This is a genomic window from Bradyrhizobium sp. CCBAU 11434 (genome assembly GCF_028128895.1).
GTDB classification, from domain to species: Bacteria; Pseudomonadota; Alphaproteobacteria; order Rhizobiales; family Xanthobacteraceae; genus Bradyrhizobium; species Bradyrhizobium zhengyangense.
The window spans coordinates 173355-186524 of record NZ_LBJX01000099.1 but is presented as its reverse complement, the minus strand read 5'-3'; the positions used below and the strand labels follow the sequence as shown (position 1 = coordinate 186524).

The following is a 13170-nucleotide window of genomic DNA, read 5'->3' as shown; positions in this document are numbered from 1 at the left end:
AATTGCGCTCAACGAGACTGTCCAGGGAGGTCACCATGCGCCGTCAGCTGATTGCCACAGGCATCCTGTTGGTTGCGATGCCAGGCGTGGCGCTCGCGCAGGCCAAGGGCAAGGGCATCCGTCTCTGGAATTTGACCAGCGAGACGATCTCCGGCTTTCAGCTCGCACCGTCAGGCAAGACCGACTGGGGCCCGAACCAGTGCCTGAACGACAAGGACAAGGAGGTCGACCACGACGAACGTCTGCGCATCACCGGCGTCGAACCCGGCCGCTACGACGCCAAGGTCAGCTATCCCAATTCACGGCAATGCGTCGTCCGCGACATCGAGATCAAGGCCGACGCGGTGTTCTCGATCGCCGACAAGGATTTAAAGGACTGCACGAAGTAGCGTGCGCATCACGCCTTGTCATGCGTATGCGGATATTCGCAGCGCCAGCGCACCGCCTGCCATTTCGGGTGATCACCGATCCATTGCGCGATATAGGGCGGCGCGGCCATGGAGCATTGCGCCGGCGAGCCGCCGAAGTTGAACACCAGATGCTGCTCCTCGCAGGTCGCAGGCGAGAGCAGCGCACACACAGTCACCACCAGGTCGATCGGGTTCATGCCGGGAATCCTTCAGGGATCGAAGAAAACTACCATAAAAACCTACGTCCTGGGCAGTCAGAAGTTTCAAACAGGCGCGAGCCATGCGGGGCAACGGTTATGGCTTCGTTCCCACACGCACCTCGGTTGCCGCAGTGACAGAGGTGCAGCCGGCGCCTTGCCGCCCGTTGATTTCGTCAATAAGCTGGTCCCGACAACTGCTAACAGGCTGATGGCTCTTACGGAAACCTCCCGCCGCGGCGTCGCGGCCGCAGTCTGCGTGCTGGTGCTTTTGGCCAGCACCTGGGCTGTCACGGGTTACATCCGGCGAGCTGCTGCCGAGGCACCGCCGGACAAATCGAATTCTGCCCGCACCGCGCCTTCCGGCACCGCAGACAGCGACCAGCCCGTGGTCAAGCTGACGCCGAGCCAGCAAACACAGATCGGGCTCGAAACCGCGCTTCTGGAAGCCGCGCCACATCCGGAGCAATTCCGCGCCTATGGTGCCGTGCTCGATATCTCCCGCATTACGGAGCTCACAAACAACTACGCCAATGCGCAAGCTCAATTCCAGACAGCGCAGGCCAAGCTCGAAGTCGCCAAGAGCGCCTACGACCGCACCAAGAATCTCGTCGACTCCGCCGCCCTTCCGAAGAAAGAAGCCGAGACCGCGGAGGGAACGCTGCGGGTCGACAAGGCCGCACTGGCCGCGGCAGAATCGCAGCTCAGAACTCTCACCGCTACGGCACAGCAGGAATGGGGGCCAGTCGTCGGCCGGGGAATCGTCGAGCGCTCGCCTGCCGTTGTCAAACTAATCGAACGCGACCAGCTGCTGGTTCAGGTGACACTGCCGCCCGGCGTGACCGTCACCGGCACTCCGGGAACGGCTCTGGCGCAGGCACCGACGCGGAATGCCAATATCGATCTCCAGTACATCTCTCCGGCAACGCGCACCGACCCTCGTATTCAGGGATTGAGCTATTTCTTCTCCGTGCCGGGGGACAGCGGCCTACTGCCGGGCATGAACACCACTGTCTATGTGCCGTCAGGTAACACCTATGAGGGTGTATTCATCGAGGACACCGCGATCGTGCGATGGCAGGGGCGATCGTGGGTTTACCTGCGCGTGAGCCCCGACAGCTTCCGACGGCACCCGATCAGCACGGATCAGCCGGTCTCAGACGACGACTATGTCGTCCGGGACATCCCATCCGGATCCGAAATCGTCATGCGCGGAGCACAAGTCCTGCTGTCCGAAGAGGCCAAGAGCGAGCTTCGGGGCGGCGATGACGACTGATGACACCGGCTCCGGCAGGTCAGGCCCACAAGCCGCTCTCGTCGCATTCGCCATCCGCTTCCGCGGCATCGTGCTGGCGCTTTCCTTTGCTCTGCTGGGCTACGGCTTGTTCGCAATCGGCGAAGCCAAATACGGGGTCTTTCCCGAATTCGCCCCGCCTCAGGTGACCATACAAACCGAAGCCCCTGGCCTCAGCCCGGAGCACGTCGAGATCCTGGTCACACAGCCGATCGAGACGTCGATCAATGGCCTGGCCGGCGTCGAGAGTCTGCGCTCGTCATCGATCCAGGGCCTCTCGGTCGTAACCGTCGTCTTCCAGCCGCGCAGCGATATCTACCGCGCGCGACAATTGGTGACGGAACGTCTCGCGGTCGTCGCCGCGCGACTGCCGCAAGGCGTTCAACCGCCGTCGATGACGCCATTGACCCCGCTGGCCGGCACGGTGCTGGTCATCGGCCTGACGTCCGACAAGCGATCGCTGATGGATCTGCGCACCATCGCGGACTGGACCGTGGCACGACGGCTGCTGGCCGTCCCGGGCGTGGCGCAAGTCTCGACTTACGGCAAGGACGTCAGGTCTTTGCAGGTTCAGGTCCGTCCAAATGATCTGATCCGCTTTCGAGTCGGCCTAAACGATGTGCTGGCCGCCGCGCGTAAGGCCACAGGCGTGCGCGGCGCCGGGTTCATCGACACCGCCAATCAGCGCATCACGCTGCAAACCCAGGGCCAGTCACTGACGCCCGACCAACTTGCCCGCACCGTTCTTCTGCACGAAGGCGGCGCCAGCGTGGTCCTCGGCGACGTCGCCACCGTCGTAACCGCTCCCGAACCGCCGATTGGCGCCGCCCTCATCGACGGCGCACCTGGCATCATGCTCATGGTCAGCCAGCAATATGGCGCGAATACACGAGAGATCACCACGCGCGCCGAAGCCGCGCTGCAAGAGCTGCGTCCCGGCCTCGAGGCCGACAACGTCAAGCTATATGCGGACATATTTCGTCCCGCCAGCTTCATCGACGCCGCAACGAAGAACGTCCTCAATGCCCTGTTGATCGGCGGGGCACTGGTGGTCATCGTTCTTTTTCTATTCCTGTTCGACTGGCGCACCTCGATCATCAGTTGCACTGCAATCCCCCTGTCGTTGATAGCGGCCGTACTCGCATTGCAATGGATGGGCGAGACTCTGAACACGATGACTCTCGGCGGCCTCGCGATTGCGATCGGCGAGGTCGTCGATGATGCCGTCATCGGCGTCGAAAACGTCGTGCGCCGGTTGCGCGAAAATCGCCGGGCGACGGTGCCGAGACCCGAGCCTCGCGTCGTGCTCGACGCCTTCCTCGAGGTGCGCACCGCGGTTGCTTATGCGACGTTTGCGGTACTGCTGGTCTTCTTTCCGGTTTTGGCCCTTTCCGGCATTGCCGGCCGCCTGTTCGCCCCCCTGGGTATCGCTTACATCCTCGCCGTGATCGCCTCGCTCGCGGTCGCCCTCACGGTGACGCCGGCGCTCTCCATGCTGCTCCTCGTCGGCAGAAGCGGCAGAGAGCGCCTGCATGAACCGCCTGCGGTGCGATGGTCGCGTCGCCATTACCAGGCCCTGCTACGTCATATCGGCCGCTTCCCGAAGCTCGTGATGGCGGCCGCCGCGGCTGTCACGATCGCCGGCGCAGCGATGTTGCCCTTCTTCGGCGGAACCTTCCTGCCGGATCTGCGCGAAGGCCATCTGATCTTGCACGTCTCCGCGATCCCCGGGACCTCGCTCGACGAATCCCTTCGCATCGGCAAACTGATGACGGACGCGCTGCAAAATATCCCGGGCATCCGCAGGGTAGCGCAGCACGCAGGGCGAGCCGAGGCTGGCATCGACACAGTTGGTCCGCACTCCAGCGAGTTCGAGGTCGATCTGGAGCCGGAGCTCTCGGGTCAGGAGCAATCCGAAGCCGAAGCACGCATCAGGGCCGCCTTGGCCGACTTCCCGGGAATTTCCTTCTCCAGCAAGACCTATCTGACGGAGCGCGTGGAAGAAACCGTCTCTGGCTTCAGCGCAGCTGTCGTCATCAACATCTATGGGCCGGATCTCGACTCACTCGACCGCGCCGCGCGCGACGTCGCGCGCGAACTCGACGAGGTCGGGGGTGCGGCCGACGTGCAGCGGCGAACTCCGCCGGGAATGCCGCAGGTCAATGTGACGCTTCGCCCGACCGATCTGCAACGTTGGGGGCTCGATGCGGTCGAGGTGCTCGAGCTGGTGCGCACGGCCTATCAGGGCGACATCGTCGGACAAGGATATGAAGGCAATGCTGTCTTCAATGTCATCGTGATTCTCGATGCACATGTCCGAGCGCGGCTCACCCAGATCGGAGACTTGCCGGTGCGCACGCCGAGCGGAGCTTACATTCTGCTCAAGCAGATCGCTGACGTTTACGAAACCTCCGGACGGTATCAAATCCAGCACCAGAATGCGCAGCGCGTTCAGACGGTCACGTCGAATGTCAACGGACGCGACCTCGAATCCTTCGTAGCGGCGGCGAAACGAAAACTGGCTCGCGAGGTCACGCTGCCCACCGGTGCCCGCCTCGAATTTGCCGGAGCCGCCGAGGCCCAGGCCCGGTCTCGGCGCGATCTCATCGTCAACTCCTTGCTGGCCGGAACGGGCATCATCATTCTCCTTGCGATGGTAACGGGCCATTGGCGCAATCTGTTGCTGGTCATGATCAACTTGCCATTTGCCTTCGTCGGCGGAGTGTTCGCTTTGGCGCTGACGGGTGGCCTGCTTTCGCTCGGATCGATGGTCGGCTTTGTCACGCTGTTCGGCATCACGCTGCGCAACTCCATCCTCATCATCTCTCACTACGAACATCTCGTCCTCGTCGATGGTCGCGTCTGGGACCTCGATACCGCGATCGAAGGTGCGTCCGACCGTCTCGTTCCGATTCTGATGACGTCGCTTGTGACAGGCCTGGGATTGCTGCCACTCGCGATCGGCGCGGGAGAGCCCGGGCGTGAAATCGAGGGACCCATGGCGATCGTCATCCTTGGAGGATTGATGACGTCGATGGCACTTAGTCTGCTGGTCCTGCCGACCCTGGCGCTTCGATATGCGCGTTTCAAGAACCACCCCGATGGGGCGCAGAAGCACGACGATACGCAGCTTCAAACTCAGCCACACTGACCGACCGTCAGCGAAAGGCGGTGCGCGGAAAACACAGGCCGGACTTTAGCGGGAGAGGACCGAGCCCAAGCTCGATCAGATGTGGCTTTGTGTGAATGGCGAGTCGGAGCGAGCCACATGACGAGCTGCGACCACAATTCCAATACTACCACGGCTTCGAGGGCATCTGCCATCGAAGCCGTGGCAAGCCGTCAGTCTTACTTGCGCGCAGCGCAGGCGTACATGTTGATTTCCATGCCGACCGGCACTTCCACGATCTTCGGAGCTTTCCAGGCCATTCGGGGTCTCCCCAAGTATTGAGCGCGACATCGCGCCGGGCAAAACCTAGGGCTGCGTCAAGCACAGCGCAAGTCTGGAATCGGACCGCAAGCACAGCGAAGTATCGCGTAACACACGCAAATTTCGCTCTCGGGCAAAGCGCCTTCGCTCCCAGTCAAGCGCTGATGACCTCAGCGCAACAATCGCAGCAATGCGCGTCCTGCACGCGAATTCAGCTCCTTGGCGTCGAGCGTGCCGTCCTTGTCAGGATTTGCGGCGTTGAAGCGCTGCTCCACGACGGCGAGATATTCATCGAGCGTCAGCGTGCCGTCGTGATCGGGGTCCGCGGCGGCGAGTTCTTTCGCCGACAAGCGTCCGCGCAATTCGCGGACATCGAGCGTGCCATCATGGTCCGGATCGAGCTTGGCGAACAGCGCTGCTGCGGCCTTCTTCACCTCGGCCAGATCGAGCGTGCCGTCATTGTCGGTGTCGAACAACTTGACGGCGCTGCCGGAGGCAGACCAGGCCGGACCGGACACCACGGCAAACGTGAGCGCAAGCGCAACTGAGCGACGCGATATCATTTTGACCTCCCTGACCATGAGCCCGATTCGCCGGGTTCGCGACAACATAAGTCCGCAAGACGGCCATGGTTCAAGTCCGGAATTGCAGCTATGGCACTGCACAACCGGCGGAGCCAGACTGTCCACGCGGCTGCTCACTACAGGCCTTGCATCATGCCACGGAATTTTTTCAGCGTCTGCGCGCAAGTCGGAGTTGTTCGTCAGGTTTCCCTCAGGTGACCAGTGCCTGGCATCCAACATATCGGCAGCGCAGTTTCGACTTTCGTATTGACGGCTTTTGCTTTCCGACAGAGTGTTGCAATCGCAGCGTCAAAAGACGCGCATATTGGGAGGAACGGGATGAAACGCCTTGCGATGGCCGCGAGCCTCGTCATATCCGCATGCTCGGTTGCGAGCGCACAGACGACCGATCAACTGGTCAAGGGCGCAACCGATACGTCGAACGTTCTCAATTACGGGATGGGCTACAATCTTCAGCGCTTCTCGACGCTGAACCAGATCAACAAGGATACCGTCAAGAACCTCGTCCCGGTCTGGAATTACTCGCTCAACGACGATCGCAGCGAGGAATCGCAGCCGCTGGTGTATCAGGGCGTGATCTACGTGACCTCTCACAATGCGACCATGGCGGTCGACGCCAAGACCGGCAAGCAGATCTGGAAATCCAAGATCGAATATCCGGCGGAGACACCGCGCATCGTCTGCTGCGGCATCATCAACCGCGGCGGCGCGCTGTTCGACGGCAAGCTGTTCCGCACCACGTTAGACGCCAACGTGATTGCGATCGACATCAAGGACGGCAAGGAGCTGTGGCGGCAGAAGGCGGCCGACATCAAGGAAGGCTACTCGATGACGGTCGCGCCGCTGGTGGCTGACGGCGTCGTCATCACCGGCATCTCCGGCGCCGAATTCGGCACCCGTGGCTTCATCGACGGCTGGGATCCTGCAACGGGCAAGCATCTCTGGCGCACCCACTCGATCCCCTCGCCGGACGAGCCCGGTGGCGACACCTGGAAGGGCGACACCTGGAAGCTCGGCGGCGGCTCGACCTGGATCACAGGGTCCTATGATCCCGAGCTGAACACGGTGTACTGGGGCATCGGCAATCCCGGCCCGTTCAACGCGGCCGTGCGTCCGGGCGACAATCTCTACACCTGCTCCGTGCTGGCGATGGATCCCAAGACCGGCAAGATCAAGTGGCACTACCAGTTCTCGCCGAACAATCCGTTCGACTATGACTCGGTGGCCGAGATGGTCCTCGCCGACATGAATGTCGAGGGCAAGCCGACCAAAGTGCTGATGGATGCGAACCGCAACGGCTTCTTTTATGTGCTCGACCGCACCAACGGAAAGGTGCTCGCCGCCAATCCTTACGTGAAGGTGAATTGGGCGAGCGGCGTTGACCTGAAGACGGGCAAGCCGATCGAGACCGACGTTGTCAAGGATGCCCGCGACGGCAAGAAGGTCACCGTCTATCCGTCGATCCTCGGCGGCAAGAACTGGGAGCCGATGTCGTTCAACCCGCAGACCGGCCTTGCCTACGCCAACACGCTCGCCTTCGGCGGCAAGTACAAGTCGGAGCCAGCCACCTTCAAACAGGGTGAATGGTATCTCGGCATGGACCTGACCGATCCCTGGGAGTGGGGCACCGGACCGCGCGGCCATCTGAAGGCGATCGATCCGATGACCGGCAAGGCCAAGTGGGAAGCGGCCAGCGACATCCCGCGCTTCTCCGGCGTGCTGTCGACCGCGGGCGGCGTCGTCTTCACAGGCGCACTGACCGGCGAGTTCGAGGCCTTCGACGCCGACACCGGCAAGAAGCTCTGGCAGTTCCAGACCGGTTCCGGCATCGAGGGACAGCCGGTGACCTGGCAGCAGGACGGCGTGCAGTACGTCGCCGTCACGAGCGGCTATGGCGGCGTGTACTCGCTGTTCTCCGGCGACGAACGGCTGGCCAAGGTGCCGCCCGGCGGCTCGCTCTGGGTCTTTGCGGTGAAGCAGTAACGGCAAGACATTTTGAGGCACATATCTCACAAGACGGTGGCGATCCTCGCCACCGTCGCGGTGCTGACGGTCGCGCTTGCGGCGACCGTCCGTGCCGCGGATGATTCGAACGGCAATCCGTTGCAGGCGCAGATCGACCATGGCAAGTCGACCTATGCCGAAAAATGCTCGCACTGCCACGGCCCCAATTTGATGAACTCCGGCACCATCACGCCGGACCTGCGCGCCTTCCCTGACGACAGGACGCGTTTCGTCACCACCGTGAAGAACGGCAAGAACAACAAGATGCCGCCCTGGGGCGATGTTCTGAGCGACGATGACATCGGCAATCTCTGGGCCTTCATCTCGAGCCGGAGGAAGCCATGAAGGACCGGTTTGCGGCGGTCGCGCTGCTGACGATGCTCGCAGCTCCGGCGACGGCGGCCTGGACGTCGGCTTGGGCAGCCGATCCCCTCGCTATCTGTCTCGACGAGGACCGTCCGCCACTCTCGGCGCATCACAAGGGCAAGCCGGACTCGGGCTTCGACGTGCTGCTGGCGCAGGCGATCGCGGACCGGATGGGACGGCCGCTCAAAATCCAATGGTTTGAGAGCAAGCTGGATGAGGATTCGAGCCCGCAGCTCGAGGCCAATGCGCTGCTCTCCGATGGACGCTGCTCGCTGATCGGCGGCTACGCGCTGACGACGGATTCGCTCGTCAAGCCAGGCGTGCAAACGGCGCGGCTGCCGGATTTTGCCGGCGCCACGCGCGACGATCGGCGCCGCCGCGTTGCGCTCGGCATGCTCGCGCCGACCAGGCCTTACGTTTACTCACCGATGACCGTCGTCCTCGGCTCGAAGGCGCGCGAGCGCAGGATTGCCGATATCGGCGATCTCGCCGGGCTTCGCCTCGCGATCGAGAGCGGCTCTCTCGGCGACGCCATCCTCATGACCTTCGACAAGGGAAAGCTGATCGACAACATCACCCATCTCGTCCCCGGCCGCGACGATCTCCTCGGCGCGCTCAATCGCGGTGACTATGACGCGACCCTGATTGACCTTGCTCGCTACGACGCCCATCGCGCCGCGCATCCTGATACGGCCATCACCGCCTCCGGCTATTATTATCCGATCGGTGCCAACCGCGGCTACGTCGGACTCGGCAGCGATCCTGCCTTGATCGAGGCCGTCAACAAGGCGCTGGCGGATCTTGTCACCGAGGGCAAGATCGCCGAACTCGGCAAACAGGCCGGCCTCACCTATCTGCCGCCACGCGAGCCCGCGATCCTTGGCGATGTCTGGACGAAAATCATTCAGCGGTGACCAAGAACGTTCCTGTATCCCGGACGCGCTGCAACGCCCCTTAGCGTTGTTGCGCGGAGCCGGGACCCATGCCGCGTCGTGCACCTCGCTGCGTGGGCCCCGGCTCTGCAGCGCACCGCTGAAGTAGCGCTCCGCTGCGTCCGGGGTACAAGCAAGGATCGCATCCGACCAACGCCTAGTGTTACAAGCACATGGGCCGGCTATAATCACGCGCTGTCGCCCCGGACGAGAAAGGCCGAGCGCATGAAACCCGATGCCGTCGCCGTCACAGCCCTGGTCATCCTGCTTTTTCCGATGGGCTATTTCCTGCTGGCCTCGCCCGCATTCCTGCTGGTGAAGCTGGACATTCCGCCCGTCACGCAATTGCTGCGCGGGATGTTCAACATCCAGTTCAGAATGATTGCCGTGACCGGTGTCCTTGCGACCATGGCTTTCCTCGTCGCAGGTCGGCCGCTTTTCGCCATGGGCATCGGCTTGATCGCGGCCCTCGCGATCCAGGGACGCGGCTGGTTCATGCAACGGATGGACGATGAGCTCAGCGCCAGGGATGCGGGTGACATTGATGCCGTGCGCCGGCTACGCCGGCTGCATTGGAGCGGAATGCTCTGCAACGCCACGCTGGTCGCGGCGCTGGTGACCAGCATTCCCTACGTCGCCACGTCGAATTGAGCGGGCCGGGCCTAGGTTTCGTCCACCGCGACGGCACCCTGCTGGGCCTTGTGGATCGAGGACGGCACCACGCCGAAATACTTCCGGAACACGCGGCTGAAATGCGATGAGCTGGAGAAGCCCCAGGAGAACGCGACATCGGTGATGGTCTTGCCACCGTGGGCCTCGAGCTCCTGGCGGCAGTTCTGCAGGCGCGCTTGCCAGATGTAGTCGCTCACCGTGGTGCCGCGCTCCGAGAACAGCATGTGCAGATAACGCTTGGAGCAGCCCAGCTCGGCGGAGATCTGGTCGATGCACAGATCCGGATCACGCAGATGTTCGCGGATGAAAAATTGTGCACGTACGTACATCGCCTCGGGCCCGACCCGATCGAACATCGTATCGGCCTCGCGCAGCGGCAGCAGCAACAGGTCGATCAGCGAATCGGCAACGCCGACCGCACTGTTGGCCGACAGCTTCGCCGCCTCGTCGAACGTGGCATGGACGAAATCATGGGCAATCCGCCCCGTTCCCGTCTTCGCCGATAGCTTGCAGGCCGGCATGCGCTGTGACGGGAAGCCGCGATCGCGCAAAAGCGCCTTCGGTACGATCACCACGTCGTGGCGCGTGAAGGCGGGGCTGACGATCAAGTGCGGACAGGAAACGTCATAGGCGATGATGTCGCCCGGATTCAGCTCGATGTGGCGGCCTTCCTGCTCGAAGTAAGACACGCCATAGGTCTGGAAGTGAATCTTGATGTACGGGTGTTCATTGGCCTTGGCGCGCGCGAGCGTGTGCGCGATGCGATGCTGGCTGACTTCGATCTGACAAAGCTTCAGCCGCGAGACCGTGGTGTAGTCGATGCGCCCTTCGAGCGAGGATGCCTCCAGCGGATCGACATCGAAGTGACCACACAGACTCGTCAGTCCGTCGACCCAGCTCTGGATCTGACGCTTGGGCGTCAGACCCGTCGTCGAGAGCGTGTGAATTGTGTCGGACATTAATCCAGCCACTGGTGATACCCGGAGATCCGACGCGAATCGCGGCCAGCGCCTGCTGAAGCCCTCAGCCATGATTGCGTGACGTTTACCTCAAATTTGGGCGGTCTTTTGAAACGAGCGCCAGCGTTCCATTGCCACCCTTGACGGTTAATCCTCCGCCTTAGTTGCACCGCCGTCAAGGGGAACCTGAGCGTTGAGCACGGCACCGCGCCGCGCCGAAGCCGCTGAATTCGCTACCGCAAAATCAAAAACTTTGCGTTCGTGCGCTGTCGAGCAAAGCGGGTTCACTCTTGGGCAAGTTTCCCGTTGGCGAAGTCGTTAGGGATTGCAGCAGGAACAAAAAGAACGGGCCGCTCCTGCACGTGGACCCGTAGCTCTCATCAGGAGGAGGAAACAGCACAGCATCGTTTCTGGTCCCCAAAGTGACCGCCCTGCACGAGCAGACGCCGGACGAGAAGCCCGGTGATTAAGCAATGCTTCGGAAATAATAAACGAGACCAACGGAGGAATGACTATGCGCAAGGTGCTACTGGCGACCTTTCTTGGCTCCGCGGCGGCTCTCGCCGTCGGGACCGCGTCGGCCAATGACGAGCTGAACAAGATGTCGCAGAACCCGAAAGATTGGGTGATGCCGACCGGCGACTACGCCAACAACCGCTACTCCAAGCTCAATCAGATCAACGCTCAAAATGTCGGCAAGCTCCAAGTTGCCTGGACCTTCTCGACCGGTGTGCTGCGCGGCCACGAAGGCGGCCCGCTGATCATCGGCAACATGATGTACGTCCATACGCCTTTCCCGAACAAGGTCTACGCCATTGACCTTTCAAACGAGAACAAGATCGTCTGGAAGTACGAGCCGAAGCAGGATCCGAACGTCATCCCAGTGATGTGCTGCGACACGGTTAACCGCGGCCTCGCATTCGGCGACGGCAAGATCTTCCTGCACCAGGCCGACACGACCCTCGTCGCGCTCGACGCCAAGACCGGTCAGGTCGCATGGACCGCCAAGAACGGCGATCCGAGCAAGGGCGAGACCGGCACCTCGGCACCGATGGTCGTCAAGGACAAGGTGCTGATCGGCATCTCCGGTGGCGAGTTCGGCGTTCAGGCCCATATGAGCGCCTACGACATCAAGACCGGCAAGCTGGCCTGGCGCGGCTATTCGGAAGGTCCGGATGACCAGATCCTGGTCAACGACAGCACCACCGCACTCGGCAAGCCGATCGGCAAGGATTCGAGCCTCAAGACCTGGCAAGGCGATCAGTGGAAGATCGGCGGCGGCGCCACCTGGGGCTGGATCTCCTACGATCCCGAGCTGAACCTGATCTACTACGGGTCGGGCAACCCCTCGACCTGGAATCCGAAGCAGCGTCCCGGCGACAACAAATGGTCGATGACGATCTGGGCACGTAACCCGGACACCGGCGCGGCCAAGTGGGTCTATCAGATGACGCCCCATGACGAATGGGACTATGACGGCGTCAACGAGATGATCCTCTCGGATCAGTCGATCAACGGCCAGGCACGCAAGCTGCTGACGCATTTCGATCGTAACGGCCTCGGCTATACGCTCGATCGCGCAACCGGCGAGCTTCTGGTCGCCGAGAAGTACGATCCGAAGGTGAACTGGACCTCCGGCGTCGACATGGACAAGAACTCGCCGACCTATGGTCGTCCGAAGGTGCTCGACGCAGCTTCGACCGACAAGGCGGGTGAAGACCACAACGTGAAGGGCATCTGCCCGGCCGCGCTCGGCACCAAGGACGAGCAGCCGGCAGCCTACTCGCCGGACACGCAGCTGTTCTACGTCCCGACCAACCACGTCTGCATGGACTACGAACCGTTCAAGGTGAGCTACACCGCGGGCCAGCCCTATGTGGGTGCGACGCTCTCGATGTATCCGCCGCAGGGCGATACCAACATGGGTAACTTCATCGCCTGGGACGGCAAGACCGGCAAGATCGTGTGGTCGAACAAGGAGCAGTTCTCGGTCTGGTCGGGTGCGCTCGCAACCGCCGGCGGCGTGGTGTTCTACGGCACGCTCGAAGGCTACCTGAAGGCGGTCGACGCCAAGACCGGCAAGGAGCTCTACAAGTTCAAGACTCCCTCCGGCATCATCGGCAACGTCACCACCTATGAGAACGGCGGCAAGCAGTATGTCGCAGTGCTCTCCGGCGTCGGCGGCTGGGCCGGTATCGGTCTGGCAGCAGGTCTGACTGATCCGACCGCGGGCCTCGGCGCGGTCGGTGGCTACGCGGCGCTCAGCAACTACACGGCCCTCGGCGGCACGCTGACCGTGTTCTCGCTGCCCAACTAGCCTCT

The 13170-nt window shown here is 62.3% G+C and carries 12 protein-coding genes; 8 read left to right on the top strand and 4 right to left on the bottom strand.

The genetic code is table 11. The features are described from left to right. The first annotated feature begins 35 nt into the window (after positions 1-35). Positions 36-389, top strand: coding sequence for a hypothetical protein (locus XI06_RS31665; protein ID WP_237864759.1), 354 nt, complete (start codon positions 36-38; stop codon positions 387-389). 8 nt (positions 390-397) lie between these two features. Here XI06_RS31665 and XI06_RS31660 read toward each other — a convergent pair whose 3' ends face one another. Beyond that, on the bottom strand, positions 398-607 hold the full coding sequence (locus XI06_RS31660) for a hypothetical protein (RefSeq protein ID WP_128950524.1): 210 nt from the start codon (positions 605-607) through the stop codon (positions 398-400). Positions 608-818: 211 nt separating this feature from the next. On the opposite strand from XI06_RS31660, the gene XI06_RS31655 reads away from it, so the two are divergent. After that, positions 819-1883, top strand: coding sequence for an efflux RND transporter periplasmic adaptor subunit (locus tag XI06_RS31655; RefSeq protein WP_237864760.1), 1065 nt, complete (start codon positions 819-821; stop codon positions 1881-1883). After that, positions 1873-5052: an efflux RND transporter permease subunit gene (locus XI06_RS31650; protein ID WP_237889959.1), complete on the top strand. Its 3180-nt coding sequence runs from the start codon at positions 1873-1875 to the stop codon at positions 5050-5052. Before XI06_RS31655 ends, XI06_RS31650 begins: the two co-directional genes overlap by 11 nt. 197 nt (positions 5053-5249) lie before the next feature. Here XI06_RS31650 and pqqA read toward each other — a convergent pair whose 3' ends face one another. Both pqqA and XI06_RS31640 read right to left on the bottom strand, forming a co-directional pair. Then, positions 5250-5330, bottom strand: coding sequence for a pyrroloquinoline quinone precursor peptide PqqA (gene pqqA, locus XI06_RS31645; protein WP_012029362.1), 81 nt, complete (start codon positions 5328-5330; stop codon positions 5250-5252). A 171-nt stretch (positions 5331-5501) separates the two neighbouring features. Further along, positions 5502-5894: an EF-hand domain-containing protein gene (locus XI06_RS31640; protein ID WP_237864762.1), complete on the bottom strand. Its 393-nt coding sequence runs from the start codon at positions 5892-5894 to the stop codon at positions 5502-5504. A gap of 339 nt (positions 5895-6233) precedes the next feature. Between XI06_RS31640 and XI06_RS31635 the strand changes: the two genes are divergently transcribed. The 4 genes from XI06_RS31635 (at position 6234) to XI06_RS31620 (ending at position 9868) form a co-directional block, all read left to right on the top strand. Continuing rightward, a complete protein-coding gene (locus XI06_RS31635) occupies positions 6234-7898 on the top strand; it encodes a methanol/ethanol family PQQ-dependent dehydrogenase (protein WP_237864763.1) in 1665 nt (554 codons plus the stop codon). A 9-nt stretch (positions 7899-7907) separates the two neighbouring features. Next, positions 7908-8264 carry a c-type cytochrome gene (locus XI06_RS31630; protein WP_237864922.1) on the top strand — a complete coding sequence of 119 codons (357 nt, stop codon included), beginning with the start codon at positions 7908-7910 and terminating at the stop codon, positions 8262-8264. Further along, entirely contained in the window at positions 8261-9199 is a 939-nt protein-coding gene (locus XI06_RS31625; RefSeq protein WP_237889960.1) for a substrate-binding periplasmic protein, read from the top strand. The genes XI06_RS31630 and XI06_RS31625 overlap by 4 nt, the downstream gene beginning before the upstream one ends. A gap of 243 nt (positions 9200-9442) precedes the next feature. Further along, positions 9443-9868, top strand: coding sequence for a hypothetical protein (locus XI06_RS31620; RefSeq protein WP_237864765.1), 426 nt, complete (start codon positions 9443-9445; stop codon positions 9866-9868). Positions 9869-9879: 11 nt separating this feature from the next. On the opposite strand, the gene XI06_RS31615 is transcribed toward XI06_RS31620, so the two are convergent. Then, positions 9880-10848: a helix-turn-helix domain-containing protein gene (locus tag XI06_RS31615; RefSeq protein WP_237864766.1), complete on the bottom strand. Its 969-nt coding sequence runs from the start codon at positions 10846-10848 to the stop codon at positions 9880-9882. A 514-nt stretch (positions 10849-11362) separates the two neighbouring features. Between XI06_RS31615 and xoxF5 the strand changes: the two genes are divergently transcribed. Continuing rightward, positions 11363-13165 carry a lanthanide-dependent methanol dehydrogenase XoxF5 gene (gene xoxF5 / locus XI06_RS31610; protein ID WP_237864767.1) on the top strand — a complete coding sequence of 601 codons (1803 nt, stop codon included), beginning with the start codon at positions 11363-11365 and terminating at the stop codon, positions 13163-13165. Positions 13166-13170: the final 5 nt, after the last annotated feature.

Excerpts from the sequence above, each read along its gene's own strand:
- XI06_RS31655 (WP_237864760.1), top strand. The coding sequence starts at position 819 with ATGGCTCTTACGGAAACCTCCCGCCGCGGCGTCGCGGCCGCAGTCTGC.
- XI06_RS31625 (WP_237889960.1), top strand. The coding sequence starts at position 8,261 with ATGAAGGACCGGTTTGCGGCGGTCGCGCTGCTGACGATGCTCGCAGCT.
- XI06_RS31615 (WP_237864766.1), bottom strand. The coding sequence starts at position 10,848 with ATGTCCGACACAATTCACACGCTCTCGACGACGGGTCTGACGCCCAAG.
- XI06_RS31650 (WP_237889959.1), top strand. The coding sequence starts at position 1,873 with ATGACGACTGATGACACCGGCTCCGGCAGGTCAGGCCCACAAGCCGCT.
- XI06_RS31640 (WP_237864762.1), bottom strand. The coding sequence starts at position 5,894 with ATGATATCGCGTCGCTCAGTTGCGCTTGCGCTCACGTTTGCCGTGGTG.
- XI06_RS31660 (WP_128950524.1), bottom strand. The coding sequence starts at position 607 with ATGAACCCGATCGACCTGGTGGTGACTGTGTGTGCGCTGCTCTCGCCT.
- XI06_RS31620 (WP_237864765.1), top strand. The coding sequence starts at position 9,443 with ATGAAACCCGATGCCGTCGCCGTCACAGCCCTGGTCATCCTGCTTTTT.
- pqqA (WP_012029362.1), bottom strand. The coding sequence starts at position 5,330 with ATGGCCTGGAAAGCTCCGAAGATCGTGGAAGTGCCGGTCGGCATGGAA.
- XI06_RS31635 (WP_237864763.1), top strand. The coding sequence starts at position 6,234 with ATGAAACGCCTTGCGATGGCCGCGAGCCTCGTCATATCCGCATGCTCG.
- xoxF5 (WP_237864767.1), top strand. The coding sequence starts at position 11,363 with ATGCGCAAGGTGCTACTGGCGACCTTTCTTGGCTCCGCGGCGGCTCTC.
- XI06_RS31665 (WP_237864759.1), top strand. The coding sequence starts at position 36 with ATGCGCCGTCAGCTGATTGCCACAGGCATCCTGTTGGTTGCGATGCCA.